At 63.1% G+C, this 24248-nt stretch carries 27 protein-coding genes; 14 read left to right on the forward strand and 13 right to left on the reverse strand.

All coding sequences use genetic code 11. The annotated features are described in order from the left end of the window. Positions 1-62: 62 nt before the first annotated feature. The 4 genes from GCN78_RS08520 to GCN78_RS08535 all read right to left on the reverse strand — a co-directional run bounded on the left by GCN78_RS08520 (position 63) and on the right by GCN78_RS08535 (position 3163). The gene (locus GCN78_RS08520) at positions 63-986 is read right to left on the reverse strand and encodes a methyltransferase domain-containing protein (RefSeq protein WP_152251319.1); all 924 of its coding nucleotides are present in this window, start codon (positions 984-986) and stop codon (positions 63-65) included. Positions 987-1243: 257 nt separating this feature from the next. Then, positions 1244-1891 carry an ankyrin repeat domain-containing protein gene (locus GCN78_RS08525; protein WP_226939534.1) on the reverse strand — a complete coding sequence of 216 codons (648 nt, stop codon included), beginning with the start codon at positions 1889-1891 and terminating at the stop codon, positions 1244-1246. A 19-nt stretch (positions 1892-1910) separates the two neighbouring features. Further along, entirely contained in the window at positions 1911-2690 is a 780-nt protein-coding gene (locus GCN78_RS08530; RefSeq protein ID WP_152251321.1) for a TatD family hydrolase, read from the reverse strand. Between the two features lie 86 nt (positions 2691-2776). Further along, on the reverse strand, positions 2777-3163 hold the full coding sequence (locus GCN78_RS08535; protein WP_152251322.1) for a VOC family protein: 387 nt from the start codon (positions 3161-3163) through the stop codon (positions 2777-2779). 155 nt (positions 3164-3318) lie between these two features. Between GCN78_RS08535 and GCN78_RS08540 the strand changes: the two genes are divergently transcribed. Then, a complete protein-coding gene (locus GCN78_RS08540; RefSeq protein ID WP_152251323.1) occupies positions 3319-3678 on the forward strand; it encodes a hypothetical protein in 360 nt (119 codons plus the stop codon). A 62-nt stretch (positions 3679-3740) separates the two neighbouring features. On the opposite strand, the gene GCN78_RS08545 is transcribed toward GCN78_RS08540, so the two are convergent. Genes GCN78_RS08545 through mltG form a run of 3 tightly spaced genes read right to left on the reverse strand, consistent with a single transcriptional unit; the run spans position 3741 to position 6435 of the window. After that, on the reverse strand, positions 3741-4769 hold the full coding sequence (locus GCN78_RS08545) for a DNA polymerase III subunit delta' (RefSeq protein ID WP_152251324.1): 1029 nt from the start codon (positions 4767-4769) through the stop codon (positions 3741-3743). Positions 4770-4785: 16 nt separating this feature from the next. Beyond that, a complete protein-coding gene (gene tmk / locus GCN78_RS08550; RefSeq protein WP_152251325.1) occupies positions 4786-5427 on the reverse strand; it encodes a dTMP kinase in 642 nt (213 codons plus the stop codon). A 21-nt stretch (positions 5428-5448) separates the two neighbouring features. Continuing rightward, complete coding sequence (gene mltG / locus GCN78_RS08555; protein ID WP_152251326.1) at positions 5449-6435, reverse strand: endolytic transglycosylase MltG; 987 nt, start codon at positions 6433-6435, stop codon at positions 5449-5451. Between the two features lie 176 nt (positions 6436-6611). Here mltG and ygfZ point away from each other — a divergent pair, with 176 nt between their 5' ends. From ygfZ to GCN78_RS08600, 9 genes are all read left to right on the forward strand, one after another. Next, positions 6612-7718: a CAF17-like 4Fe-4S cluster assembly/insertion protein YgfZ gene (gene ygfZ, locus GCN78_RS08560; protein WP_152251327.1), complete on the forward strand. Its 1107-nt coding sequence runs from the start codon at positions 6612-6614 to the stop codon at positions 7716-7718. Positions 7719-7725: 7 nt separating this feature from the next. Further along, positions 7726-8016 carry a DUF4936 family protein gene (locus GCN78_RS08565; RefSeq protein ID WP_152251328.1) on the forward strand — a complete coding sequence of 97 codons (291 nt, stop codon included), beginning with the start codon at positions 7726-7728 and terminating at the stop codon, positions 8014-8016. Continuing rightward, positions 8007-8744: an NRDE family protein gene (locus tag GCN78_RS08570; RefSeq protein WP_152251329.1), complete on the forward strand. Its 738-nt coding sequence runs from the start codon at positions 8007-8009 to the stop codon at positions 8742-8744. The genes GCN78_RS08565 and GCN78_RS08570 overlap by 10 nt, the downstream gene beginning before the upstream one ends. A 208-nt stretch (positions 8745-8952) precedes the next feature. Next, positions 8953-9960: a LacI family DNA-binding transcriptional regulator gene (locus GCN78_RS08575; protein WP_152251330.1), complete on the forward strand. Its 1008-nt coding sequence runs from the start codon at positions 8953-8955 to the stop codon at positions 9958-9960. Positions 9961-9992: 32 nt separating this feature from the next. Continuing rightward, complete coding sequence (xylB, locus tag GCN78_RS08580; RefSeq protein WP_226939546.1) at positions 9993-11477, forward strand: xylulokinase; 1485 nt, start codon at positions 9993-9995, stop codon at positions 11475-11477. Between the two features lie 2 nt (positions 11478-11479). Beyond that, the gene (gene tal / locus GCN78_RS08585) at positions 11480-12430 is read left to right on the forward strand and encodes a transaldolase (RefSeq protein ID WP_152251332.1); all 951 of its coding nucleotides are present in this window, start codon (positions 11480-11482) and stop codon (positions 12428-12430) included. A 63-nt stretch (positions 12431-12493) separates the two neighbouring features. After that, the gene (locus tag GCN78_RS08590) at positions 12494-13429 is read left to right on the forward strand and encodes an ABC transporter substrate-binding protein (protein WP_077404737.1); all 936 of its coding nucleotides are present in this window, start codon (positions 12494-12496) and stop codon (positions 13427-13429) included. Positions 13430-13506: 77 nt separating this feature from the next. Further along, positions 13507-15006, forward strand: a complete 1500-nt coding sequence (locus tag GCN78_RS08595; protein ID WP_152251333.1) for a sugar ABC transporter ATP-binding protein — start codon at positions 13507-13509, stop codon at positions 15004-15006. Positions 15007-15030: 24 nt separating this feature from the next. Beyond that, positions 15031-16038, forward strand: coding sequence for an ABC transporter permease subunit (locus GCN78_RS08600; protein ID WP_152251334.1), 1008 nt, complete (start codon positions 15031-15033; stop codon positions 16036-16038). Between the two features lie 71 nt (positions 16039-16109). Here GCN78_RS08600 and GCN78_RS08605 read toward each other — a convergent pair whose 3' ends face one another. The 4 genes from GCN78_RS08605 to GCN78_RS08620 form a co-directional block, all read right to left on the reverse strand. Continuing rightward, entirely contained in the window at positions 16110-16535 is a 426-nt protein-coding gene (locus GCN78_RS08605) for a GNAT family N-acetyltransferase (protein ID WP_152251335.1), read from the reverse strand. 74 nt (positions 16536-16609) lie between these two features. Next, positions 16610-17605, reverse strand: coding sequence for an NADP-dependent oxidoreductase (locus tag GCN78_RS08610; RefSeq protein ID WP_152251336.1), 996 nt, complete (start codon positions 17603-17605; stop codon positions 16610-16612). Positions 17606-17662: 57 nt separating this feature from the next. Then, complete coding sequence (locus GCN78_RS08615; protein WP_152251337.1) at positions 17663-17965, reverse strand: Dabb family protein; 303 nt, start codon at positions 17963-17965, stop codon at positions 17663-17665. Between the two features lie 129 nt (positions 17966-18094). Next, positions 18095-19273, reverse strand: a complete 1179-nt coding sequence (locus GCN78_RS08620) for an acetyl-CoA C-acyltransferase (RefSeq protein WP_152251338.1) — start codon at positions 19271-19273, stop codon at positions 18095-18097. Positions 19274-19506: 233 nt separating this feature from the next. On the opposite strand from GCN78_RS08620, the gene GCN78_RS08625 reads away from it, so the two are divergent. Further along, on the forward strand, positions 19507-21207 hold the full coding sequence (locus GCN78_RS08625; RefSeq protein WP_152251339.1) for an MFS transporter: 1701 nt from the start codon (positions 19507-19509) through the stop codon (positions 21205-21207). Positions 21208-21295: 88 nt separating this feature from the next. Here the strand turns inward: GCN78_RS08625 and GCN78_RS08630 are convergent, their stop codons facing one another. Continuing rightward, positions 21296-21496, reverse strand: coding sequence for a hypothetical protein (locus tag GCN78_RS08630; protein ID WP_077404762.1), 201 nt, complete (start codon positions 21494-21496; stop codon positions 21296-21298). A gap of 195 nt (positions 21497-21691) precedes the next feature. Here GCN78_RS08630 and GCN78_RS08635 point away from each other — a divergent pair, with 195 nt between their 5' ends. Further along, entirely contained in the window at positions 21692-22441 is a 750-nt protein-coding gene (locus GCN78_RS08635; protein WP_152251340.1) for a nucleotidyltransferase domain-containing protein, read from the forward strand. Here the strand turns inward: GCN78_RS08635 and GCN78_RS08640 are convergent. After that, complete coding sequence (locus GCN78_RS08640; RefSeq protein ID WP_152251341.1) at positions 22438-23343, reverse strand: LysR family transcriptional regulator; 906 nt, start codon at positions 23341-23343, stop codon at positions 22438-22440. The genes GCN78_RS08635 and GCN78_RS08640 overlap by 4 nt on opposite strands. Before the next feature lie 96 nt (positions 23344-23439). Between GCN78_RS08640 and GCN78_RS08645 the strand changes: the two genes are divergently transcribed. Together GCN78_RS08645 and GCN78_RS08650 are read left to right on the forward strand one after the other, a co-directional pair. Then, a complete protein-coding gene (locus GCN78_RS08645; RefSeq protein ID WP_152251342.1) occupies positions 23440-23679 on the forward strand; it encodes a DUF2798 domain-containing protein in 240 nt (79 codons plus the stop codon). 95 nt (positions 23680-23774) lie between these two features. Then, positions 23775-24179, forward strand: a complete 405-nt coding sequence (locus GCN78_RS08650; protein WP_226939535.1) for a VOC family protein — start codon at positions 23775-23777, stop codon at positions 24177-24179. The last annotated feature ends 69 nt before the right edge of the window (positions 24180-24248 follow it).

Raw genomic sequence — 24248 nt, forward strand, 5'->3', positions numbered from 1 at the left:
CCCTGAATGGACAAACGCCGCAGGATGAAATCGCTGCGGCGTTGCCTTTACATTAATGATGCTTACGCATACACGGCGCTCTGCGTCACCGGCTGCAAGTTGACGTCGTAGATCACCTGCGCGCGGATCGACGCTTCCAGCGAGGGAATCGAGCCGCCGGCGCGGTACTGGAAGCTCACTTGCAGCACATCGCCCGCCTTCACGGCCACCGGCGTGGCCAACGGCAAGCACATGTAGTGGTTCAGCCAGTCGATGGTGGTCGAGCGCTCGGGCACCACGGCCAGGATGTTCTTGGTGACGAAACGCAAGGCGTTCAGCGTGCCGCTGCGCTCGACGACAAACTTGCCGTCGAAGCCGAACACGCTGTCCGTCGGCTGGCTGAAGTCGATGATGCTGTAGACGGAAGGCGGCGCCAGTTCCTGCACGCCAGGATGGATGGCCGTGGTTTCCTGGAATTGCACGATCGGTGCATAAAACCCCTCGAAATCGTATTCCTGCTGCATCGGCTGCACGGCCATGATGACGGCCTCGGGCAGGAAGATGGGCAGCGGGCCGCCGAAACGCGCCAGGTAGCGGCGCTTGAACGATTCGATCACCTCCACCTGCTTTTCGCGCAGCATGCCCACATGGATCATTTCGCAAATGACCACATCGACGGGCTCTGGCGGCAGGTATTCGAAGGCATCCGCGTGGACGACCTCGACTTTTTCACCGTTGGGATTGAGCGCCAGCATCTTGCGCGCTTCCTTGACCATGTCCGGATTGAACTCCACGCACCAGACCTTGTCGGCACGCGCGGCCGCAAACCACGACAGCACGCCCGTACCGCCGCCCAGCTCCAGCACCTTCATGCCGGGTTTTACCGCGTAATCGATCGCCGACTTGAACCCGTGCATGCGGTTCTGGTCCATCAACATATTGTGGTGGTAATGGACGGGGATAAATTGCCCCAGGTAACAACTCTCGATTTCTCGTTCATTCAGCATGTCTGTCCTCTTGGAGTCTGGCTCCGATGGCCGATCGGTTTTGTCATTCCAGAAAGCAGTGATATCGCACGGGCTGCGCGAGGGGCGGCGACAATACAGCCGGCGCCTGACGGTGGTGGGATGGCCCATGCGAGGTATCTCCTGATTAATGCGACACGATCATTATCGTTAATCGGCAAGGAGAACAAAGGGCTGAGGTGAGAGGCAAATCCATGCCAGTTTCAGCGCTGGCATGGAAAGCATTACTAAAGAGACACTTACTTGCGTGCCGCGCGCGCCTTTTGCGCCGCTTCGATGATGGCGACCACGCCGGGCTTGTCGCCCGCCTGGGCGAATTGCACGGCCGTCCAGCCATGGTCGCTCTTCAGGCTCGCGTCCGCGCCCCAGGACAGCAGCAGCTTGACGGCGCCCTCCTGGCCTTCGCGGGCGGCGAACATCAGCGGCGTAATGTTGGCGGGCGCGCGCGCATCGACCATGGCGTCGCGGTCGAGCAGGATTTTCATGATGGGCAAGTCGCCCGCCGAGGCCGCATAGTGCAGCGCCGTCCAGCCGCTCTGGTTGACCTTGGCGCCCTTGGCCAGCAAGGCGTTCACTGCGTCCTGCTTGTGCTTGTAGGCGGCCATCATCAGCGCCGTGTTGCCATTGGCCGAACGAGCTTCGATGTCGACGCCGGGCGTGTCGAGCAACACCTGGAACACCCGGTCCGCATCGTCGCGCAAGGCCAGCACGAGGGGAATGTCGCCGCGCTGCGCGTCAGGCAGGTTCGGATTCATGCCTTCCGCCAGCATGCTGCGCACGCCGCTGGCGTTGTTGACGGACACGGCGCGGAAGAAGGCGTCCGGTTCCGGCGCCGCCTGGCTGGCCGTGGCGCAGCACAGCAGCATCGCCAGCGCGAGTTTTTTCATTATGTTTTACCTTAAGAAGTTATGGCAACTGGTTGAATAACTTGAAGAAATTATCCGTCGTCTGCTGCGCCACCTGCGCCAGGGGGATGCCTTTCAGGGTCGACAGGTATTCCGCCACGTGGGCCACATAGCCGGGCTCGTTCATGCGGCCGCGGAACGGCACGGGCGCCAGATACGGCGAATCCGTCTCGATCAGGATCCGCTCGAGCGGCACTTCCAGGGCCACGGCCTGCAAATCCTTGGCGCTCTTGAACGTGACGATGCCGGAAAAGGAAATATAGAACCCCATGTCGATGGCGGCGCGCGCCACTTCCAGCGATTCCGTAAAGCAATGCATGACGCCGGCCACGCCGCCATCGGACACGCCCGCGCCCTCTTCGCGCATGATGCGTATGGTGTCTGCACTGGCCGCTCTTGTGTGAATAATCAAGGGCTTGCGGGTGATTCTTGAAGCTTTGATGTGAGTGCGGAAACGCTCGCGCTGCCACTCCAGGTCGCCCGTCAAACGGAAATAGTCGAGGCCCGTCTCGCCGATGGCGATGATTTTCGGGTGATCGGCCAGACGCACCAGGTCTTCCACGGACGGTTCAGGCGTGTCCTCGTAATCGGGATGCACGCCGACGGACGCGAAAATATGCGGATACTGCTCGGCCAGGGCCAGCACCTGTGGAAAGTCCGGCAAGTCGACGGACACGCACAAGGCATGCGTCACCTTGTTCTCGGCCATCTTGGCGAGGATCTCGGGCATGCGAGCAGCCAGCTCGGGGAAATTGATATGGCAATGGGAATCGATATACATAAGGCGGGATTGTACCGGAGGGAGCGGAATCTGGCAGGGGGAAGCAGCAAATCCCTCCTGCCGCCGACTGCTCCCGCGTGGTTCGCCTATTGCCCCTGCGGCGGCTGCCACAGCTCCACCTTATTGCCCTCGGGATCGATGACCCAGCCGAACTGGCCATATTCGGAGTCCGGTGCCTTCTCCAGCACCTTGCAGCCTTCGTCGCGCAGGTCTTGCAGCAGCGCGTCGAGGTCGTCGACGCGGTAGTTGATCATGAAGGAGGCCTTGCCGGGCGCGAATTGCTCGCTGTCCTTGGCCGCGACGGACCAGATGGTGGTGCCGCCAGCGGGCTTGCCGTCGGCGTCCGCCCAGGTGAAGGCGGCGCCGCCCCACGGCTGCACGTCCAGGCCCAGGTGGCGCTGGTACCAGGCGCGCAGCGCGGCCGGGTCTTGCGCGTGAAAAAATATGCCGCCGATGCCAGTGACCCGTTTCACGCCCGCCTCCGTTGCCGTCCAGTGCCTTGACTGTAACACCGGGGGCCAGGCGTGGCAAACGGACATGACGCGCTAGCCAAAAAAGTTATCAAGATGCATAGTGGCTTGCCGGTGCGCAACCATGGGGCTGCGCGCGGAATCGTGGAGAGTGTTCAATGCTGAAAACTGCCGGCCCTTTGCTACTGTTGGCCTGCCTGACCTTGACTGCGCAGGCGCAGGTGCTGGACAAGCGCGATGCGCCCAAGGCCATCCCCGATGCCGGACTGTGCCAGCCCGTCTGCGCCTCGGCACGCCAGGATTGCCGTGCACAAGCGCAAGGCGCCACGGAAAACGATGGCAGCCCCATCCTGTCGATGAAAGCGAGCAGCAATCCCTACGTTGCCGCAGGCAAAGAGACGGGTGTCCAGTCGCCGCAGCTGCGCCCGACCGAAGCCGAAGCCTTCCGCGTGCGGCGCGCCGAACGCCAGCAAGCGTGCGAAGTGCAGTACCGCAGCTGCACGCGCGCTTGCGGCTGAGTCATTCCTATCGCCACAGAATCACACAATCCAGATTAACTTGATACCGCAAGTGCTTGATTCTATTGGCAACTGGAAGCGTAGTCGAGCAGCATGTCTTCCAGGAACAGCTTGGGCGACAAGGGGTGTTCGGCAATCGCGCGGCGTTCGTTGGCGGCCTTGATGGCGGCCATCAGACGGCTCACGTTGATGCGTCCTGCCAAGGCTTCCAGCTCGCGCCGGTGGCGCGGGTAGTAGCGGATGGTGCCGGACAATTTGACGGAAAACACGTCATACAGCCAGCGCTGCAAGGAAGCGACCAGCGGCGCCAGCGGAGACTTCTGCAATTTATCCGCCGCTTTCAGGGCCGCTTCCACGCCAGGGTTGGCCAAGACTTGCAACAATTGTTCCGTTTCTTCGCGGCCACCCGATTCGGACTGGGCCAGCGCGGCCAGCGGCGCGCCGCCCTGCTCACGCAGCCAGCTGTCCGCATCGTTCAAGCCTTGTTGCTTGAGCCACGTCAAGGCTTGCTCGTGGCTGGGCATCGGCAAGGCAAACTTGCGGCAACGCGACAATATCGTCGGCAGCAGGCGGTCCAGGCTGTTCGATGCCAGCAAGAACAAAGTGCCCGGCGGCGGCTCTTCCAGCGTTTTCAGCAAGGCGTTCGAGGCGGGCGTGTTGAGCGCCTCGGCCGGGTACAGCACCACCACGCGCAAGCCTTGCCGGTGCGTGGAAATGTTCATGAAGTCGGCCAGGTTGCGGATCTGCTCGATCTTGATGTCCTTCGACGGCGTCTTGGTCTTGGCGCTTTTCTTCGCGCCGTCGCCCTCTTCGCCGTCATCGGCCACCTCGTCTTCCAGCGCTTCTGGACGGACCCGGCGGTAATCGGGATGGTTGCCCTGGCTAAACCAGCCGCACGAGGCGCAGGCGCCGCAGGCATGGCCGTCGGCGCGCACGTCTTCGCACAGCAATGCTTGCGCGAAATGCTCGATGAAGTCGGCCTTGCCGATGCCTTGCGCGCCATGGAACAGGATGGCGTGCGGCATGCGCGGACGCAGGGCTTGCAACTGCTGCCAGGCGTCCTGTTGCCACGGATAGAGAGAACTGGTCATGTCTTCTTCTTTTAAATCAGCACGTTATAACGCTTTTCTCAAGCAAAATATCAAGCAGCTGCGCGAGCTGCACTTGAATATCGGCAATGCTTTGCGTGGAATCGATGATGCGGAAACGGCCGGGGAACTGGGCCGCGCGGCGCAGATACTCGTTGCGCGTGGCGGCAAAGAAGTCCGATCGCTCCTGCTCGAACTTGTCGAGCGCACGCGTGGCGTCCAGCCGGGCACGGGCGACGGCCAGCGGCACGTCGAACAGGAACGTCAGGTCCGGCTGCAGGTGCGGGTGCACCCACGCTTCCAGCGCTTCCATCTTGCGCAAATCCATGCCGCGCCCGCCGCCCTGGTAGGCAAAGCTGGCATCGGTGAAGCGGTCGGAAATGACCCACTCGCCGCGCTCGAGCGCGGGCGCGATGACTTGCGCGATGTGTTCGCGGCGGCTGGCGAACATCAGCAAGGCTTCCGTTTCCAAATGCATCTTTTCATGCAGCAGCAGTTCGCGCAGCTTTTCGCCCAGGCTGGTGCCGCCCGGTTCGCGCGACGACACGAGGGTCACGCCGCGCTGGCGCAGGTAGTCGGTGACAAAGCCGATATGCGTCGACTTGCCCGCGCCATCGATGCCTTCGAAGGTGATGAAACGGGGTTGATAGTGTGGTGTCATGAAGCTTCTAGTTTGAAATAATTAACGCTGGTATTGATTCACGGCGCGGTTATGGTCGGGCAAGTTGGCCGAGAACTGGCTGGTGCCGTCGCCGCGCGCGACGAAATACAGCGCCTGCGTGCGGGCCGGCGCCAGCGCCGCCGTCAGCGATTGCGCGCCAGCCAGGGCGATCGGCGTGGGCGGCAAGCCGCCGCGCGTGTAGGTATTGTACGGGGTGTCCGCTTCCAGGTCGCGTTTGCGGATCTTGCCCTGGTAGTTGTCGCCCATGCCATAGATCACGGTCGGGTCCGTCTGCAGCAGCATGCCTGTTTTCAGGCGGTTGACGAACACCCCGGCGATCATGGCGCGCTCGGACTTTTGCCCCGTTTCCTTTTCCACGATGGAGGCCATGATCAGCGCCTCGTACGGGTTTTTATACGGCAAGGCCGGATCGCGCTTGTCCCACGCTTCGGACAGGCGGCCGATCATGGCCGCGTGCGCCTGCTTGAAAATCTGCATTTCGCTGGCCCCTTTGGCGAACAGATACGTGTCCGGGAAGAACAAGCCTTCCGGCAACACATATTCCGGGCTGATCTTTGCCATCAGTTCCTTGTCGGACAGACCCACGGTGTCGTGCTTGAGGCCTGGATGGCTGGCCATGGCCATGCGCATCTGCCTGAAGGTCCAGCCTTCGATGATGGTCAGCGACTCTTGCGCGAACTCGCCGCGTGCCAGTTGCGTGATCAGGCGCTGCGGCGTGGTGCCCGGTTTCAACTCGTAGGAGCCGGCCTTGATCTTCGAGGTCTTGCCTTCGATGCGCGCCAGCATGTTGAACAGGATGGGCACGATGGGCACGCCCGCGTCCGCGATCTGCTGACCGGCCGCATGCGCGCCGCTGCCCGGCGCGATCGTAAACGGAATGGCATCGCCGTCCGTGGTGATGGGCTGCTGCGCCCAGTACACAAAAGTACCGCCGACGCCGATGGCGGCGATGACTGAGCTGACTACAAGTTTTTTAAAGAAAGCCATTGTTCCGATTCTTGTGATGCGGGCGCTGATGGCCAACGTCCGCTTGTTATGATCGTTCATTTGTGAAGCAAGTGCGCGCAAAGCGGCGCCAACACTGGCAATCTTGCCGCTGCCGACGCGATCCGCGCGACATCACTATAATGAACCCGTAATGATAATGCTTAATCGCTGATCTAATGGAAATTATGAATAACTGGAATCAATTTTTAACCGCACAAGGCGCCCGCCCCGTTGCCACGAATGGCGCGCCTGACAGCACCGCGAACTCCCCCATCGCCGATTTTGGTCAGTCCCTGACAGTGTCCCAACTGCAAGAAGGTTTTGTCGCGGCCATCACGGACCAGGGATTGATCGGCCTGAACGGCGACGAGGCAGCCAGTTTCCTGCACGGCCAGCTGACCAACGACGTGGAACACCTGAACCAGGAGCAAGTGCGCCTGGCAGGCTACTGCACGCCGAAAGGCCGGCTGCTGGCCAGTTTCCTGATGTGGCGCAACGCCACCACCATTTATCTGCAATTGCCGCGCGCCATACAGCCGGCCATCCAGAAGCGGTTGCAGATGTTCGTGCTGCGCGCCAAGGCCAAGCTGCACGATGCATCGCTTGATGAAGCCAACCAGGTCGTGCTGGGCCTCGGCGGCAAGCAAGCCAGCGCGGCCCTGTCCGCCTGGTTCCCCGTCCTGCCCGCCACGCCGTTCAGCAAGGTCGAGCATGCAACAGGCACCCTGCTGCGCGTGGCCGATGCGTTCGGCAGCGCCCGCTATGAATGGCTGACGTCGGCCGCCACGGCGCGCGACGCGTGGCCGCGATTGAGCGAACAGCTGGCCAAGGGCGGCAACGACGCCTGGCAATTGTCGGAGATCCACGCGGGCATCCCGCAGATCACGGCCGCCACGCAAGAGCAATTCGTGCCGCAAATGGTCAATTTTGAATTGCTGGGCGGCGTCAATTTCAAGAAAGGCTGCTACCCGGGCCAGGAAATCGTCGCGCGCAGCCAGTATTTGGGCAAGCTCAAGCGCCGCACCACCCTCGTCAGCATCGGTGACGCGAGCGTCGCCGCCGGCGGCGAACTGTACACCGTCAGCGACCCGGAGCAGCCTTGCGGCATGGTCGTCAACGCGGCGCCCAGCGGCGCCGGCGGCGTCGACGCCCTCGTTGAAATGAAGCTGGGGGCGATCGAAGAAGGTTCAAGCGCCGCCGGCGCCGTGCGCTACGGTTCAGCCCAGGGCGTTCACGTGCAGTTCCTGCCCATGCCTTACGTGCTCGATGCACTCGACTTGTGAGAATGCCATGAAAGATTTGTACATTTATTATCAGGTCAAGCAAGAGCACGCCCAGGCGCTGGAAGCGAGGGTCCGTGCCTTGCAGGCGAAACTGGCGGCCGCCTCCGGCGTGGCGCCGCAACTAAAGCGCCGTCCGGAAGCCAAGGATGGCTTGCAGACGTGGATGGAAATCTATCCCGTCGTCGGCGAAGGTTTTGCCGAACTGCTGGCCACTGCCGCCGACGAGGCGGGCTTGCTGGCCCTGACGGCCGGCGCGCGCCATACGGAAGTGTTCATGGATTTGCCTCCATGTGCCTGATCGTTTTTGCCTGGAAAGTCAATCCGCACATCCCGCTGATTGCCGCCGCCAACCGCGACGAATTCTATGAACGCGCCAGCGCCCCCGCCGGCGCCTGGCCCGAGCATCCGCAAGTGTATGCGGGCCGCGACCTGCAGGCGGGCGGCAGCTGGATGGGCATCACGCAGGCCGGCAGCGGCAGCTCGCGCTTTGCCGCCATCACGAATATCCGCAGCCCGCAAGACCGCAATCCGGACGCCCCCTCGCGCGGCGCCCTGGTGGCCGACTATCTGGCTGGCGACATGTCGCCGCAAGACTACATCGCGCAAATCCGCCCCGGCGGCAATGCCTACAACGGTTTCAATCTGGTGCTGGGCGACGCCGACACGCTGATCTGGTTTTCCAACCGGGGCGACGGCGATGCGCGCAATGGCCAGCCATTGGAACCGGGCATCTACGGCCTGTCGAACGCCCTGCTCGACGCGCCGTGGCCGAAAGTCTTGAAGACCAAGGCCCAGTTCGCCAGCCTGCTGTGCCAGGGTGCGCCCGACGAAGCGTATTTCGACATGCTGGCCGACACCACGCGCGCGCCCGACTTCCGCTTGCCGGACACGGGCGTGCCGCTCGACCTCGAGCGCGTGCTGTCCGCCGTCTGCATCGAAACGCCGGGCTACGGTACGCGCACCTCCACCGTCGTGAAACTGTTCCCGGACTCGCCCGGCGAACTGCATGAGCTGGTGATTCAGTAAGTCAATGCTGGGGTCTGCCCCGTCGGGTCAGACCCCCGACAGCACCGCCGCTCCCTCACCATTCCTTTCCGTCACTGCTTAAAACGTTTGCGCGCACAAAAAAGAAAGCGCTTGCGCAAGCGCTTTCTTTTGTTTACGATGGATGCAAACGCGGCAACAAAGCCGTGCATCAAACACATAAAAACAAAAAATACCATCAGGAGACACCATGGCTACCATGGAAGATGTAGCGCGCGCGGCGGACGTATCGCTGTCGACCGTTTCTCACGTACTCAACGGCACCCGCAAGGTCAGCCCGAAAACCGTCGCCGCCGTCAACGCGGCCATGCAGCAGATCGGCTACGTGCCGAACATGCTGGCGCGCGCGCTGGCCGGCTCCTCGTCGGGTACCATCGGCGTGGCCATTTCCGCCTTCACCAATCATTACTTCAGCGAAACAGTGCGCGCCATCGAGGCGGCCTGCACGCGCCATGGCTTGATGATGCTGTTTTCCGATACGCATGACGATCCCGCGCAGGAATTGAAAGTGGTGCAGAACCTGCACCAGCGCAGGGTCGACGGCATCGTGCTGGCGCCGTCCGGCGATCCGCACAACCACGCGCTCGACTATTTAAGCAGCAACAAGATCGCGTCCGTGCTGGTCGACCGCATGTCGCCGCAGCCGTTCGACCAGGTGGGCGTGGAAAACAGCGAGGCGACGGCCGAGCTGGTCAGCCATCTGATCACCGTCCACGGCCACCGCCGCATCGGTTTCATCGCGGGCGCGCCCGGCCTGTCCACGACGGACGAGCGCATTGACGGCTACCGCCTGGCCTTGCAGCGCGCCGATATCGCCTTTGATCCCGATCTGCTGCGCTCGGGCGACTCCAACCTGGAGCGCAGCGGCGCGGCCACGCGCGAATTGCTGGCCCTGCCCGCCGCACAGCGTCCCACGGCCATCGTCGCCGGCAATAACCTGATGACCATCGGCACCATGCACGCCTTGCGCGACGCGCACATTGCGGTACCGCAAGACGTCGCGCTGGCCGGCTTCGATGATTTCGACTGGGCCGATTATTTCAGCCCCCGCCTGACCGTGATGGCGCAGCCGCTCGAAGAGCTGGGCGCCATGGCCGTCGACCTCTTGATCGACCGCATCGCCAATCCGGGCCGCGCCCAGCATGTGCAGCGCTTGTCGCCAACCTTGCGCGTACGCAACTCCTGCGGCTGCCCCTGACCTTTACACATAGACACACCATGCATCCAGCGATTTCCCTCGGTATCGACCTCGGTACCTCCGAACTGAAAACCGTGCTGATGGACAGCGCGGGCGCCGTGCGCGGCCAGGCTTCCGTGCGCATCGACACCAGCCGCCCGCAAGCGGGCTGGTCCGAACAAGCGCCGCAGGACTGGTGGGCCGCCTGCGTCAACGCCCTGGCGCAGCTGCGCGCCGGCTGGCCGCAGGACTATGCGCGCATCGCCTGCATCGGCCTGTCGGGCCAGATGCATGGCGCCGTGCTGCTCGACACCAACGATCAGGTCATCCGTCCCGCCATCCTGTGGAACGATGCGCGCGCCGAAGCCGAAGCGGCCAGCCTGGCGCGCGACTATCCCGCGTATGCGGACGTGACGGGCAGCCTGCCCATGGCGGGCCTGACGGCGCCGAAACTGCTGTGGCTGCAAACGCACGAGCCCGACGCCTTCGCCGCCATCGCCTGCCTGCTGTCACCAAAGGATTATCTGCGCCTGCGCTTGACGGGGATCAAACTGACGGACATGTCTGACGCGGCCGGCACCCTGTGGCTGGACGAAGCCAGGCGCGCCTGGTTCGCGCCCATGGTCACGGCCTGCGGCTTGCGCCTGGATCAATTACCGGCGCTGGCCGAAGGCGATGCCGCCACGGGCACCGTGCTGGCGGCCATCGCCGACCAGCTGGGCTTGCCAGCGGATGTGGTGGTGGCCGGTGGCGGTGGCGACAACCCCGTTTCGGCCGTGGGCATCGGCGCCGTCAACGGCGGCGACAGTTTTATTTCGCTGGGCACCAGCGCCGCCATCGTCTCCGTCACCGAGGAGCCGCTGGGCAACCCGGCCGGCGGCGTGCACAGCTTTTGCCACGCCCTGCCCGGCCGCTGGTATGCGATGGGCGCGATCCTGTCGGGCGCCAGCTGTTTGCGCTGGGCCACGGGCGTGCTGGGCCAGCCCGATGAAGCGGCCCTGCTGGCGCTGGTGGAGGCGGGCTTGCCGCTCGACACCCCCGTCGCACCATCCGCGCCGCTGTTTCTGCCCTACCTGTCGGGCGAGCGCACGCCGCACAACGACCCGCAAGTGCGCGGCGCCTTTTTGCAACTGGGCCACGACAGCACGCCGGCCCAGCTCGGCTATGCCGTGCTCGAAGGCGTGGCCTTCGCCTTGCGCGACGCCATGGCGGCCGTCACCTCGACGGGTGCCGTCGTTCCCCACTGCATGCTGGTGGGCGGCGGCGCGCGCAGCCAGTACTGGGCGCAGCTGCTGGCCAATGTGCTGGGCCGTGAGATGCGCACCCTGCACAACAGCGAACTGTCGGCCAGCCTGGGCGCGGCCAAGCTGGGCTTTGCCGCCATCGGCGACACCAGCCTGCTCACGCAGGGATTGCCCATCAAAAACACTTTCCTGCCCGATGCCGCGCACAGCGCAGCCTTGAGCATCCGTTACGGTCGCTACCGTAGCCTGTTTCCCGCCGTGCAAGCCTTGCACCAACTCAGTGATAAGGAATAGTAATGAATCAACTGCAACAATTGAAGCAATACAGTACTGTCGTCGCCGACACGGGCGACTTTTTGCAACTGGCCCGTTTCGCGCCGCAAGACGCCACCACCAACCCGTCGCTGATTTTAAAGGCCGTGCTGCAGCCCGAATACGCGCCCTTGCTGGAAAGCACGGTCGCGGCCCACAAGAACGCTACGCTTGACGATATCGTCGACCAGGTGCTGGTGCGTTTCGGCCTGGAAATCCTGAAAGTCGTGCCGGGCCGCGTGTCGACGGAAGTCGACGCCCGTTTGAGTTTTGACCGCGCCGCCACCGTCGCCCGCGGGCGCCGCCTGATCGCCCTGTACGAGCAAGCCGGCGTGGCCCGCGAGCGCGTGCTGATCAAGGTTGCCGCCACCTGGGAAGGCATCCAGGCCGCGCGCGAGCTGGAAAAAGACGGCATCTTTTGCAACCTGACCCTGCTGTTCGCGTTTTGCCAGGCCGTCGCCTGCGCGGATGCGAACGTGCGCCTGATTTCGCCGTTCGTGGGCCGCATCTACGACTGGCACAAGAAGTCGCAGGGTGCGGCATGGGACGAAGCGGCGCGCAGCCTGTCCAATGATCCAGGCGTGCAATCGGTCACGCGCATCTTCAATTACTACAAACAACATGGCATCGCCACCCAAGTGATGGGCGCCAGCTTCCGCAACGTGGGCCAGATCACGGCCCTGTCCGGCTGCGACTTGCTGACCATCAGCCCGGACTTGCTTGCCAAGCTGGAAGCGGCGGATGCGCCATTCGAGCGCGCCTTGGGCGGCGACTTGGGCGCGGCGCAGCCGGCCGTCACGTACGACGAGGCCGCCTTCCGCTACGCCTTGAACGACGATACGATGGCCACCGAAAAGCTGGCCGAAGGCATCCGCGGCTTCGCCGTCGATGCGGGCAAGCTGGACGCCATGATCGAGAAATTGCGCAGTCACTAAGTTTTCACCCAGTTTTTACCGTAGCACCGTTTGTTTTTACAATAAAAACCCTTGGAGATCCTCATGAAAAAAGTCATTACCGCCTCCCTCTTGCTGTCCGCCGCCTGCGGCGCTTTCGCCGCCGACAAACCGCTCAAATCGATCGGCGTGAGCGTGGGCGACCTGGCCAACCCGTTTTTTGTCGCCATCGGCCGCGGCGCGGAAGAAAGCGCGAAAAAACTGGGCGGCCCTGGCGTGAAAGTCACGACTGTGTCCAGCAAGTATGACCTGAACACCCAGGTCGACCAGATCGAGAACTTCATCGCCAACAAGACCGACATCATCATCCTGAACGCCGTCGATTCCAAGGGCATCGCACCGGCCATCAAGAAAGCGCGCAATGCGGGCGTGGTCGTGATCGCCGTCGACGTGGGCGCCGTGGGCGCTTCGGCCACCGTGATGTCCGACAACACCATGGCCGGCGACGTCTCGTGCGCCTACCTGGCCAAGCAGATCGGTGGCAAGGGCAATGTCGTGATCCTCAATGGCCCGCCGGTCACATCCGTGATCGACCGCGTCAACGGCTGCAAGAAGACCCTGGCCGCGTTCAAGGATATCAAGATCCTGTCCGACAACCAGAACGCGGGCGGCAGCCGCGACGGCGGCATGACCGTGATGTCGAACTTGCTGACGGCCCATCCGAAGATCGACGGCGTGTTCGCCATCAACGATCCGACGGGCATCGGCGCCGAACTGGCCATCAAGCAATCGAAACGCACGGACGTGAAACTGATCACGGCCGTCGATGGCGCGCCCGATGGTCAGAACGCCCTGAAAAACAAGGCTGGCCTGTTTGCCGCCACCTCGGCGCAAAACCCGTACCGCATGGCCACGGACGCCGTGCAGATGGGCTATGACATCATGAACGGCCGCACGCCGAAACAGACCATGGTGCTGTTGCCGACCCCGGCCATCACCAAGGAAAACGTCGCCACCTACACGGGCTGGGTAAAGAACTGATCTGCCTGACCTGAACCACGTGGCGCCGCCGGCCAGACGGCAGGCGGCGCCAGTTTCACCAGCAAGGAAGGACAGTCATGAGCGACGAAATTATTTTTGAAATGCGCGGCATCGAGAAGCGCTTTGGCGCCACGCGCGCGCTGCGCGGCGTGCACCTGACGGTGCGCAGCGGCGAAATCCATGCCGTGATGGGAGAGAACGGCGCCGGCAAGAGCACCCTGATGAAAATCCTGTCGGGCGTGTACACACCGGATGCGGGCGAGATCATTCTCGACGGTAAACCGATTCGTATCCGCAACCCGGGCGAGGCACGCGCGCTCGGCATCAACCTGATCTATCAGGAATTGAGCGTGGCCAAGAACATGACGGTGGCGCAGAACGTCTTCATGGGCAGCGAGCCGCAAGGACCGTTCTGGACCGTCAAGGGCGGCGAAATGCGCGCGCGCACGAACGCCATCCTGGCCGACCTCGGTTCCCGCTTCGACGCGGACACCATGGTGTCCGCGCTGTCGATCGCCGAGCAGCAGCAGGTGGAAATCGCCCGCGCCCTCGTGCATGAAAGCCGCATCCTGATCATGGACGAGCCCACTGCCGCCCTGTCCGACCGGGAAACCGAACAATTGTTCCGCATCATCGAAGAACAGCGCGACAAGGGCCTGGCCGTGCTGTACATCAGCCACCGCATGGCCGAGGTGGAACGCCTGGCGCGCCGCATCACGGTGCTGCGCGACGGCGCCTATGTGGGCGAACTGGGCAAGGACGAACTGGATCAAAAGAAAGTCGTGCAAATGATGGTGGGCCGCCCCGCCGACGACTTTTATGCGCACCAGCGGCGCAGCACACGGGGCGCCGAGCGCCTGCGCGTGGAAAAGGTGGGCGGCGGCAAGGTCAAACCCGCCTCGTTCAGCCTGCATGCGGGCGAAGTCACCGGCCTGGCGGGCCTGGTCGGCGCGGGCCGCACGGAACTGGCGCGCCTGATCTTTGGCGCCGACAAAAAGCAAACGGGGCAAGTGTGGCTCGATGGCCAGGAAGTGCATATCCACCGCCCGCTGGCGGCGATCCGCCACGGCATCGGCTACCTGCCGGAAGACCGCAAGAGCCTGGGCTTGTTCATGCAATTGTCGGCCATGGAAAACATGTCGATGAACATACTGTCCAAGCATTCCACGGCGGGCGTCGTCAACCGTGGCGCCCTGACCCAGCTCACGCGCGAGGCGATCAGCAACCTCAACGTGAAAGTATCGGGGCCGGACGGCATCGTCGGCGGACTCTCCGGCGGCAACCAGCAGAAAGTCTTGCTGGCGCGCTGGCTGGCCATCGCGCCCAAGGTCCTCATCCTCGATGAACCGACGCGGGGCGTGGACGTGGGCGCGAAGAGCGAAATCTACAAGATCATCCACCAGCTGGCGGACGCCGGCACGGCCGTGCTGTGCATTTCCAGCGAACTGGCCGAGCTGGTCGGCATCTGCGACCGCGTGATGGTGATGTGCGAGGGACGGATGACGGGCGAAGTGAGGGGTGACGATATCACGCAGGAAAACATCCTCGCCTATGCCACCCATCTGGACGCCGCTTAAAAAATCAATACAGGGAGAACTATCATGACTACCACCACCCGCGGCGCCGCGCGCGCCGGCGAACCCTTCAATGCCTCGAACCTGATGCGCCGCCTGGGCATGCTGCCCGTGCTGGTCGTGCTGTACCTGGCCATGTACGGCTTGACCGTGTATTTCTCGGCCGACGGCACGTCGACCTTCATGACCAGCAATAACACCATGAACATCTTCCGCCAGGTGTCGATCAATATCGTGCTGGCGTCCGGCATGACCTTCGTCATTTTGACCAGCGGCATCGATTTGTCCGTCGGCTCCGTGCTGGCCGTCTCGGCCGTAGCAGGCATGCTGATGTCGCTGTCGGCGCAGCTCGCCGGCTTCTCGATCCCCGCCTTCCTCATCGTCGGCCTGCTGCTGGGCGCGCTCAATGGCGTGCTGGTCGCCCTCGTCGGCCTGAACCCCTTCGTCGTGACCCTGGGTACCATGACGGCCCTGCGCGGCGCCGCCTACCTGCTGGCCGATGGCACCAGCGTGCTGAACACGGAAATCCCCAGCTTCGAATGGATGGGCAACGGCAGCTTCCTGGCCGTGCCATGGCTGATCTGGCTGGCGGCCGCCGTGGTGCTGCTGACCTGGTTCATCTTGCGCAAGACGACCCTGGGTCTGCATATCTACGCCGTCGGCGGTAATATCCAGGCGGCCCGTTTGACGGGTATCAAGGTCGGTCTCGTGCTGATGTTTGTCTACACGATCAGCGGCCTGTTCGCTGGCCTGGGCGGCGCCATGTCGGCCAGCCGCCTGTACGCGGCCAACGGCAACTGGGGCACGGGCTATGAGCTGGACGCCATCGCGGCCGTCGTGCTCGGCGGCACAAGCCTGATGGGCGGCGTCGGTTCCGTCTGGGGTACCGTCATCGGCGCACTGATCATCGGCGTGATGAACAATGGCTTGACGATTTTGGGACTGTCGTCGTTCTGGCAGTATGTGGCGAAAGGTGTCGTGATCGTGCTGGCGGTCATTCTGGATAAATGGCGCCAGTCGCACGCACAAAACTGAACCCGTAACCCATGAACTGCCGGGGTCGGACCCTGAGGGTCCGACCCCAGTCCTCGCTCTTGGGTTAACGCTTAGAACACCAGCCGCATTTCCACATGCGCAATCCCCGCCTCCTCGAATACCTCCCCCTGCTGCACGAAACCGTGGCGCGCATAGAATGGCGCGGCCACGGTTTGCGCGTTCAAGACCACGGCGGCATCGCCCCGTGCGCGGGCTTTATCCATCAACAAGGTCAAAATGGCGCCGCCCACGCCCGTGCCGCGGCCCGGCTGGCGCACGGCCATGCGGCCGATGTGGCCGTCGGGCAATAAGCGGCCCGTGCCGATGGCGTTGCCGGCATCGTCATAGGCCACGGCGTGCAGGCACACGGCGTCCATGTCGTCGAGTTCGATCTCGGCCGGCACTTTCTGTTCATCGACGAAAACTTCAAAACGGATGGCGGTGGCGTCGGGGCCCAGGGTGGCCCAGTCGCCGAGGCGGATGGTGTGCTTGGTCATGGTAGGTGCGAATAAGAGACGGGCCGCAATTGTCGCACGGCCCGCATGGAGGAAGGAAGGTCAGCCCGGCCGCTTCAAGTCAGCTTCACCAGCTGCTTGCCGAAGTTACGGCCTTTCAACAGGCCAATAAACGCTTCCGGCGCGCTGGCCAGACCGTCCGCCACGGATTCGCGGAATGTCAGCTTGCCCGTCGCCACCAGCGAGCCCAGCTCCGCCAGCCCTTGCGGCCAGAATTCCGGCTGCTCCGAGACGATGAAGCCGCGCAAGGTGAGGCGGTTGGTGAGGATGAAGCGGGCATTCTCGAGCGGCGTCGGTTCGCCGTTGTAGCCGGCGATCCAGCCGCACACGGCCACGCGGCCAAACGCATTGGTGCGCGCCAGCGCCGCGTCGAACACGGCGCCGCCCACGTTTTCAAAGATGGCGTCGATGCCGTCCGGCGTGGCCGCTTCCAGGTCGACCGCCAGCTTGCCCGCCTTGTAATCGACGCAGGCGTCGAAACCCAGCTCCTTGACGACGTACGCGCATTTCTCCGCGCCGCCGGCGATACCGACGACGCGGCAGCCTTTCAATTTCGCCAACTGCCCCACGACGCTGCCCACGGCGCCGCTGGCGGCCGACACGACCACGGTTTCACCCGCTTTCGGCGCCATGATCTGGTTCAAGCCATACCAGGCCGTCATGCCCGGCATGCCGACGGCGCCCAGGTAGGCCGAGGCGGGGATATGCGTCGTGTCGACCTTGCGCAGCATGGTGCCGTCGGACACGGCCACTTCCGTCCAGCCCAACGTTCCCACCACCGTGTCGCCCACGGCGAACTTCGGATGCTTCGATTCGAGCACCACGCCCACCGTGCCGCCGATCATGGTTTCATTCAAGGCTTGCGGCGCCGCATAGCTTTTATTCGTGCTCATGCGCCCGCGCATGTAGGGGTCCAAGGACAGATACTGGTTACGCACCAGCAATTGACCATCCTGGATGGCGGGAATCTCGACAGTTTCCAAACGGAAGTGTTCCGGCTGCACTTCAGCCGTGGGGCGCGAGGCGAGGACGATGCGTTGGTAGGTGCTCATGAATACTCCTTGTCGATAGATAGGATCAGCGGAAGGCTGGTGTCTGCTGCGTAGCGATCAAATCTCGTAGTCCATGCATTGCCGCGCTTCCCGCACGGCGCCAAAGAACGGCTTGATTTTCACGTGTTCGGGATGGTTCTGGTAGGCGTCGAGCGCTGCGCGGCTGGCGAACTCGCTGTACAGCACGATGTCGTAGGTCGCCTCCAGGCCCGGCTGGGCCACGGCCGCCTCGAATTTCAAGATGCCGGGCACCAGGTCGGAGCAGGCATCGAGCAAGGATTTCAGTTTCAAGGCATTGGTGGCGCGGTCGGCGCCTTCGGCGTGGTCTTTGAGTTTCCAGAAAACGATGTGCTTGATCATGGTGGCGATGTGAATCAGTTTATCAATGAAGCATTACTGTAACCGCTATCGGCATGCCTTGCAGGAACAGCGTGCACCATGCAAACGGGCGGCACCCAGGCCGCCCGCAGACTGGCTGTCAAGCAAGCATTACAGCACCTCGAACAAGCCGGCCGCACCCTGCCCGCCGCCGATGCACATGGTCACGACCACATATTTGACGCCACGGCGCTTGCCTTCGATCAAGGCGTGGCCCGTCAGGCGCGCGCCCGACACGCCGTACGGGTGGCCGACGGCAATCGCGCCACCGTTGACGTTCAGGCGGTCCATCGGGATGCCTAGGGTGTCGGCGCAATACAGCACTTGCACGGCGAACGCTTCATTGAGTTCCCACAGGCCGATGTCGGCCACCGTCAAGCCCGCTTTTTTCAGCAGTTTCGGGATGGCAAACACGGGGCCGATGCCCATTTCATCGGGTTCGCAGCCGGCCACGGCAAAGCCGCGGAAGATGCCCAGCGGCTGCAAGCCTTTCGCTTCGGCCACTTTGGCATTCATGACGATGGCCATCGAAGCGCCGTCGGAAAACTGGCTGGCATTGCCGGCGCTGATGACGCCGCCAGGAATGGCCGGGCGGATCTTCGCCACGCCATCGTAGGTCGTGTCCGCGCGGATGCCTTCGTCTGCCGAGATCGTCACTTCGCGCGAGACCAGCATGCCGCTGGCCTTGTCGGCCACGCCCATGATGGTGGTCATCGGCACGATTTCCGCATCGAACAGGCCGGCCGCCTGGGCCGCGGCGGCGCGCTGCTGGCTTTGCGCGCCGTAGGCATCCTGGCGCTCGCGCGAAATCTGGTAGCGCTTGGCGACGGTCTCGGCCGTCTGCAGCATGGGCCAGTACACTTCCGGCTTGTGCTGCTGCAGCCAGACGTCGCGGTACATATGCGTATTCATTTCATTTTGCACGCAGGAAATCGATTCCACGCCGCCCGCCGCATAAATATCGCCTTCGCCGGCGATGATGCGCTGCGCCGCCAGGGCGATCGCCTGCAAGCCCGAGGAACAAAAACGGTTGACGGTCATGCCGGCCGTCGTGACGGGGCAGCCGCCGCGCAAGGCCACCTGGCGCGCGATATTGCCGCCCGTGGCGCCTTCGGGAAAGGCGCAGCCGACCAGCACGTCTTCCACTTCCTCCGCCTCGATGCGCGCGCGCTCGACGGCCGCCGCCAGCACGTGGCCGCCCAGGGTGGCGCCATGCGTCATGTTGAACGCGCCCTTCCAGGACTTGGCCAGGCCCGTGCGGGCGGTCGATACGATGACGGCTTCATTCATGCTGTGTCTCCTTGTGGGAATGTTATATGGTCAATGATGGTCTCTACGGAACGAGAATAGCACATTTAAGTACGGTCGTTCGCAAAGTTGTGATGGCCGGCAATTTGTAAGCTTGGTGTAAGTTTCAAGCAAGCATGACGTAAGGTTCGGAGAACACACTCGCCCCAAGCTGTTGCAAGAATGGTCAAAAAGACCTCGGCAATGGTTCACTATAAAACATAGGGAGACAAACCATGGCAACACCATCCGGCTCGGCCGACGTACGGAAATTTTCCACCAAGGGAACGCCGATCACGCCCGAGGAACGCAAGGTCATCTTTGCGTCATCCTTGGGCACGGTCTTTGAATGGTACGATTTTTATCTGTACGGCTCGCTCGCTTCCATCATCGCCAAGCAATTCTTCATCGGCGACCCCACCACCACCTTCATTTTCGCGCTGCTGGCCTTTGCCGCCGGCTTCATCGTGCGTCCGTTCGGCGCGCTGGTCTTCGGCCGCCTGGGCGACATGATCGGCCGCAAGTACACCTTCCTGATCACCATCCTGATCATGGGCGGCTCCACCTTCATCGTCGGCTTGCTGCCGGGCCACGCCTCCATCGGCATCGCCGCACCGATCATCCTCGTCATCCTGCGCATCCTGCAAGGCCTGGCGCTGGGCGGCGAGTACGGCGGCGCAGCCACCTATGTGGCCGAGCACGCGCCTGAAGGCAAGCGCGGCGCGTTCACGGCGTGGATACAGACGACGGCCACCCTGGGCTTCTTCCTGTCGCTGATGGTCATCCTGGGCACCCGCCTGGCGACCGGCGAGAAGGATTTCGAGGCATGGGGCTGGCGCATTCCCTTCCTCGTCTCCGTCATCCTGCTGGGTATTTCCGTGTGGATCCGCCTGGCCATGAATGAATCGCCGGCATTCGCCAAGATGAAGGCCGAAGGCAAGACCTCGAAAGCCCCGCTGACGGAAGCGTTCGGCAAGTGGAAAAACCTGAAGATCGTCATCCTGGCCCTGATCGGCCTGACCGCCGGCCAGGCCGTCGTGTGGTACACGGGCCAGTTCTACGCCCTGTTCTTCATGATCCAGACCTTGAAGGTGGACCTGGCAACGGCCAACGTGCTCGTCGCCGTCGCCCTGCTGCTGGCCACGCCCTTCTTCCTGTTCTTCGGCAGCCTGTCCGACCGCGTCGGCCGCAAGTACATCATCCTCGGCGGCTGCCTGATCGCCGCGGCCACCTACTTCCCGATCTTCAACGGCCTGACCCACTTCGCCAACCCGCAGCTGGAAGCCGCACTGAAAAACTCGCCAGTGGTGGTCGTGGCCGATCCCGCTTCCTGCCACTTCCAGTTCAACATGACCGGTACCAAGAAATTCCCATCGTCGTGCGACATCGCCACCGGCTTCCTGTCGAACAGCTCGGTGAACTACACGAAGGAAGACGCGCCGGCCGGCTCAATCGCCAAGGTGCGCATCGGCACGAAGGAGTTTAGCTCGTTCAACGCCGTCATGACGCCCGATGGCCTGAACTTCGACGCGGACAGCAAGGCCCATGAAGCGGCGCTGAAGAAAGAATTGGGCGCCGGCATCAAGGAAGCAGGCTACCCGGCAAAAGCCGATCCGGAGCAGATCAACAAGCCGATGGTCGTCTTGCTGCTGTTCATCCTGGTGCTGTACGTGACCATGGTGTATGGCCCGATCGCCGCCATGCTGGTGGAAATGTTCCCGACGCGCATACGCTACACCTCGATGTCCCTGCCCTACCATATCGGTAACGGCTGGTTCGGCGGCCTGCTGCCGACCACGGCCTTCGCGCTGGTGGCCTTCAAGGGCGACATTTATTATGGCCTGTGGTATCCGATCGTCGTCGCCCTGGCAACTGTCGTGATCGGCACCCTGTTCGTCAAGGAAACCAAGGATAACAATATCTACGCCGACGATTAATGTGAGGCAAACCCCGGCCGCAAAGCCGGGGCCTGCAAAGCAAAACGCCGCTGACTGGTCAGCGGCGTTTTTTTATGTGGCGGCAAGCTTACTTGTCGTTTTTCTTTTTCAACTGGTCGCGCTGCTGCACGTATTCCTGGTAGCTGGTTTGATTGCGCTTGCGGCAGGCATTGCGGTCGTCAAAATTATTGAGGCTGTTGCAATACTCGCCGATCTTGTCCCGGTTTGCGTCATACAGTACTTCACAGCCAGTGATGGCCAGCAAGAAGGGAATGATCAGATATTTCATTGCTACTCTCATGGATAGGGACGGATTGCGCGAAAAAACACCAGATTGCCCACTGGATAAGCGGGCAGCTTTATCTTAACGCGATCTTGCCGAGAAGTACAAGCGCTCGGTATTACTTAATGGAAAGGATTCGCCTGCCTGCGCGCCCCAACGCATGCTATGTTGGAAGTTGCTCCCACCAGCCTCGTGCCAGACATGCCGCCCATTGCACCCGCCCCCTGCGGCCCATTGCAGCCCCCATTCGACGCCTTGCTGCATGACGTCTGCGCCAGCCTGGCTGCGCAAGCCGGTCACTTGTTGGACGGCATATACCTGTACGGCAGCATTGCCCGCGGCGACGCCACGCCGGGCATATCCGACCTCGACCTGACCCTGGTGCTGCGCCAGCCGCCCACGCCGCCGCAGTGGGAAACGCTGGAAGCGCTGCGCCTGGCCCTGCAGGCGCGCCACCGGGAAGTGGTCAAGATCGATTTCGACATCGGCCACCGGGCCCAGGCGCTGGCGCCCGAGCACCTGTACAGCTGGGGTTACTGGCTCAAGCACCAGTGCCGCTGCCTGTGGGGCGATGACCTGGCGCCGCACTTCGCGCCATTCTCTCCCTCGCGCGCCATCGCCCTGGCCGTGAATGGCGACTTTGCCCGCGTGCTGAACGACTATGCGCGGCGCCTCGATGACGAACGCGACCCCGCCGCCATCGTCCGCCTGCAGCGCGAAGCGTCGCGCAAGCTGATCCGTTCCTGCAACCTGCTGCGCCAGGATGGCGATCCCGGCTGGCCCGCCAGCTTGGACGAGCATGCCGCGCTGTTGCTGCGGCACGCTCCCGCCATGCAGGCGCAAATAGATTATTTCCTTGCCCAGGCCAAGCCCGGCGCCGCGCCAGCCAGCGGTTTTACGCCAGCCTTGCGCCAGTTCACGCGGTGGCTGGCGCGGCAACAGGCGAGCTAGACGCTTGCTTCCTCGTTCAACAGCGGATTGCCGGCCGCAAACGCCGCCAGGTGTTCGAGCAAGACGCGCACGCGGGCCGGCAGGTAGCGCCGCTGCGTCCACACGGCATACACGTGGCGCGGCTGCGGCATCCAGTCGGGCAGCACGCGCACCAGGCTGCCCCGGGCCACCTCGTCGCGGCACTGCAGCAGCGGACACAGCAGGATACCGATGCCCGCGTCTGCCATTTCCACGGCCAGGCGCATTTCATTGACGCGCAGGCGCGCCCGCGGTTCGATCACCATTTCGGCACCGTCGCCGGGCCGCCGCAAGCGCCACGAGCGCAGCGGCTCGGCCACGATCAGCTCGTGCTGTTCCAGTTCCTGCAAGTCGCGCGGCACGCCGGCGCGCGCCAGGTAGGCGGGCGCGGCCACCATCACCAGCGCAGCGCTGCCCAGGCGCCGCTGCATCAGCGAGGAATCGTCGAGCGCGCCCACGCGGATGGCCAGATCCGCCCCGCTGCCGACCAGGTCTTGCAGCAGGTTCGACAATTCCAGCTCCAGGCGGATGTCCGGGTATTTCTGCATGAAGCTGACCCAGGCCGGCGTCAGCAAGCCGCTGGCGAAGTTCACGGGCGCCAGCACGCGGATGCTGCCCGAGACGGCCGACAGGCTGGCGTCGAGCTGCTGCGTCGCCTGCCGCAGCGCGTGCACGAGGGGACGGCACTGCTCGTAGTATTGCCAGCCTTCCGCCGTCGGCTGCAGGCGGCGCGCGCTACGGTTGAGCAAGCGGTAACCGAGCTGGCTTTCCAGCTTTTGCAGCCTGCGCGTGACGGTGGCGGCGGGCAAATCCTCCTTGACGGCCGCCGCATGCAGGCTGCCTGCCTCGACAATGGCGACAAATAAGGCTAAATCATCGAGCATGATTGCATTTTCGGAATTTGAAATTAAAAATATGGCTCTAGTATAGATTGCTGCAAGTCGTTACGCTGCCTATTCTTACCATTTTGAAAGTACCCCATGTCCGAAGCCCTGCGCTTGCGCTGCGTATTTGCCTTCCTGATGTCGCTGGTCATGACCTTGCTGATGAGCGCCTGGGTCACCTGGCTCAATATCGGCCTGCAAGCCGACTTCCTGCCCCGCTGGCGCCATGCCTTCTTCGCCGCCTGGCCCGTGGCCTTCTGCGCCGTGATGCTGTTCGCGCCCCGCGTGCAACTGCTCAGCCGCAGCATCGTAAGCCGGCTCGCCGGCCGCCCTTAACCGGCAGTCGGCCACCGGCAGTATCACTCGGTCACTCCCGCCCACGGCCGCCCTGATCCGGGCTATGCTATGGCCTTCCTTGTTTTCACAGCGGAATGCCGATGCTCGATCATGTCTCTCTCACCGTCAGCGACCTGGCACGCGCCGAACGCTTCTATGACGCCATCTTCGTCGCGCTGGACGTGCCCAAGGTTGGCAGCGACCATGCCAACGCGTGGATAGGCTACGGCGAGCGCAGCGATGCGGAACATCCCGAGCGCAGCTACTTTTCCGTGCGCCTGGGCACGAAGCCCGACGACGCGCCGCGTCGCCATTGCTGCTTCAAAGCTCCCTCGCGCGCGGCCGTGGAAGCGTTCTGGCATGCGGGGCTGGCGCATGGCGGCATCGACCAGGGCGCGCCCGGCCTGCGCCACTATCACGCCAGCTATTACGCGGCCTTTCTGTTCGATCCGGACGGCAACCGCATCGAAGCCGTCTGCCATCGCGCCGACGCCGGCTGACAGGACGGGAAATCCCCCTCTGTTCGGCATTTCCACTTCGTGACGATTTGCCTATAATGGCTGCCAAGC

The organism is Janthinobacterium rivuli, from assembly GCF_009208735.1.
Taxonomy (GTDB): Bacteria; Pseudomonadota; Gammaproteobacteria; order Burkholderiales; family Burkholderiaceae_D; genus Janthinobacterium.

What these genes read in the sequence shown, in the direction of transcription:
- GCN78_RS08520 (WP_152251319.1), bottom strand. Translation starts at nt 986, where the DNA reads ATGCTGAATGAACGAGAAATCGAGAGTTGTTACCTGGGGCAATTTATC.
- GCN78_RS08525 (WP_226939534.1), bottom strand. Translation starts at nt 1,891, where the DNA reads ATGAAAAAACTCGCGCTGGCGATGCTGCTGTGCTGCGCCACGGCCAGC.
- GCN78_RS08530 (WP_152251321.1), bottom strand. Translation starts at nt 2,690, where the DNA reads ATGTATATCGATTCCCATTGCCATATCAATTTCCCCGAGCTGGCTGCT.
- GCN78_RS08540 (WP_152251323.1), top strand. Translation starts at nt 3,319, where the DNA reads ATGCTGAAAACTGCCGGCCCTTTGCTACTGTTGGCCTGCCTGACCTTG.
- GCN78_RS08545 (WP_152251324.1), bottom strand. Translation starts at nt 4,769, where the DNA reads ATGACCAGTTCTCTCTATCCGTGGCAACAGGACGCCTGGCAGCAGTTG.
- tmk (WP_152251325.1), bottom strand. Translation starts at nt 5,427, where the DNA reads ATGACACCACACTATCAACCCCGTTTCATCACCTTCGAAGGCATCGAT.
- mltG (WP_152251326.1), bottom strand. Translation starts at nt 6,435, where the DNA reads ATGGCTTTCTTTAAAAAACTTGTAGTCAGCTCAGTCATCGCCGCCATC.
- ygfZ (WP_152251327.1), top strand. Translation starts at nt 6,612, where the DNA reads ATGGAAATTATGAATAACTGGAATCAATTTTTAACCGCACAAGGCGCC.
- GCN78_RS08565 (WP_152251328.1), top strand. Translation starts at nt 7,726, where the DNA reads ATGAAAGATTTGTACATTTATTATCAGGTCAAGCAAGAGCACGCCCAG.
- GCN78_RS08570 (WP_152251329.1), top strand. Translation starts at nt 8,007, where the DNA reads ATGTGCCTGATCGTTTTTGCCTGGAAAGTCAATCCGCACATCCCGCTG.
- GCN78_RS08575 (WP_152251330.1), top strand. Translation starts at nt 8,953, where the DNA reads ATGGCTACCATGGAAGATGTAGCGCGCGCGGCGGACGTATCGCTGTCG.
- tal (WP_152251332.1), top strand. Translation starts at nt 11,480, where the DNA reads ATGAATCAACTGCAACAATTGAAGCAATACAGTACTGTCGTCGCCGAC.
- GCN78_RS08590 (WP_077404737.1), top strand. Translation starts at nt 12,494, where the DNA reads ATGAAAAAAGTCATTACCGCCTCCCTCTTGCTGTCCGCCGCCTGCGGC.
- GCN78_RS08595 (WP_152251333.1), top strand. Translation starts at nt 13,507, where the DNA reads ATGAGCGACGAAATTATTTTTGAAATGCGCGGCATCGAGAAGCGCTTT.
- GCN78_RS08600 (WP_152251334.1), top strand. Translation starts at nt 15,031, where the DNA reads ATGACTACCACCACCCGCGGCGCCGCGCGCGCCGGCGAACCCTTCAAT.
- GCN78_RS08605 (WP_152251335.1), bottom strand. Translation starts at nt 16,535, where the DNA reads ATGACCAAGCACACCATCCGCCTCGGCGACTGGGCCACCCTGGGCCCC.
- GCN78_RS08610 (WP_152251336.1), bottom strand. Translation starts at nt 17,605, where the DNA reads ATGAGCACCTACCAACGCATCGTCCTCGCCTCGCGCCCCACGGCTGAA.
- GCN78_RS08615 (WP_152251337.1), bottom strand. Translation starts at nt 17,965, where the DNA reads ATGATCAAGCACATCGTTTTCTGGAAACTCAAAGACCACGCCGAAGGC.
- GCN78_RS08620 (WP_152251338.1), bottom strand. Translation starts at nt 19,273, where the DNA reads ATGAATGAAGCCGTCATCGTATCGACCGCCCGCACGGGCCTGGCCAAG.
- GCN78_RS08625 (WP_152251339.1), top strand. Translation starts at nt 19,507, where the DNA reads ATGGCAACACCATCCGGCTCGGCCGACGTACGGAAATTTTCCACCAAG.
- GCN78_RS08630 (WP_077404762.1), bottom strand. Translation starts at nt 21,496, where the DNA reads ATGAAATATCTGATCATTCCCTTCTTGCTGGCCATCACTGGCTGTGAA.
- GCN78_RS08635 (WP_152251340.1), top strand. Translation starts at nt 21,692, where the DNA reads ATGCCGCCCATTGCACCCGCCCCCTGCGGCCCATTGCAGCCCCCATTC.
- GCN78_RS08640 (WP_152251341.1), bottom strand. Translation starts at nt 23,343, where the DNA reads ATGCTCGATGATTTAGCCTTATTTGTCGCCATTGTCGAGGCAGGCAGC.
- GCN78_RS08645 (WP_152251342.1), top strand. Translation starts at nt 23,440, where the DNA reads ATGTCCGAAGCCCTGCGCTTGCGCTGCGTATTTGCCTTCCTGATGTCG.
- GCN78_RS08650 (WP_226939535.1), top strand. Translation starts at nt 23,775, where the DNA reads ATGCCGATGCTCGATCATGTCTCTCTCACCGTCAGCGACCTGGCACGC.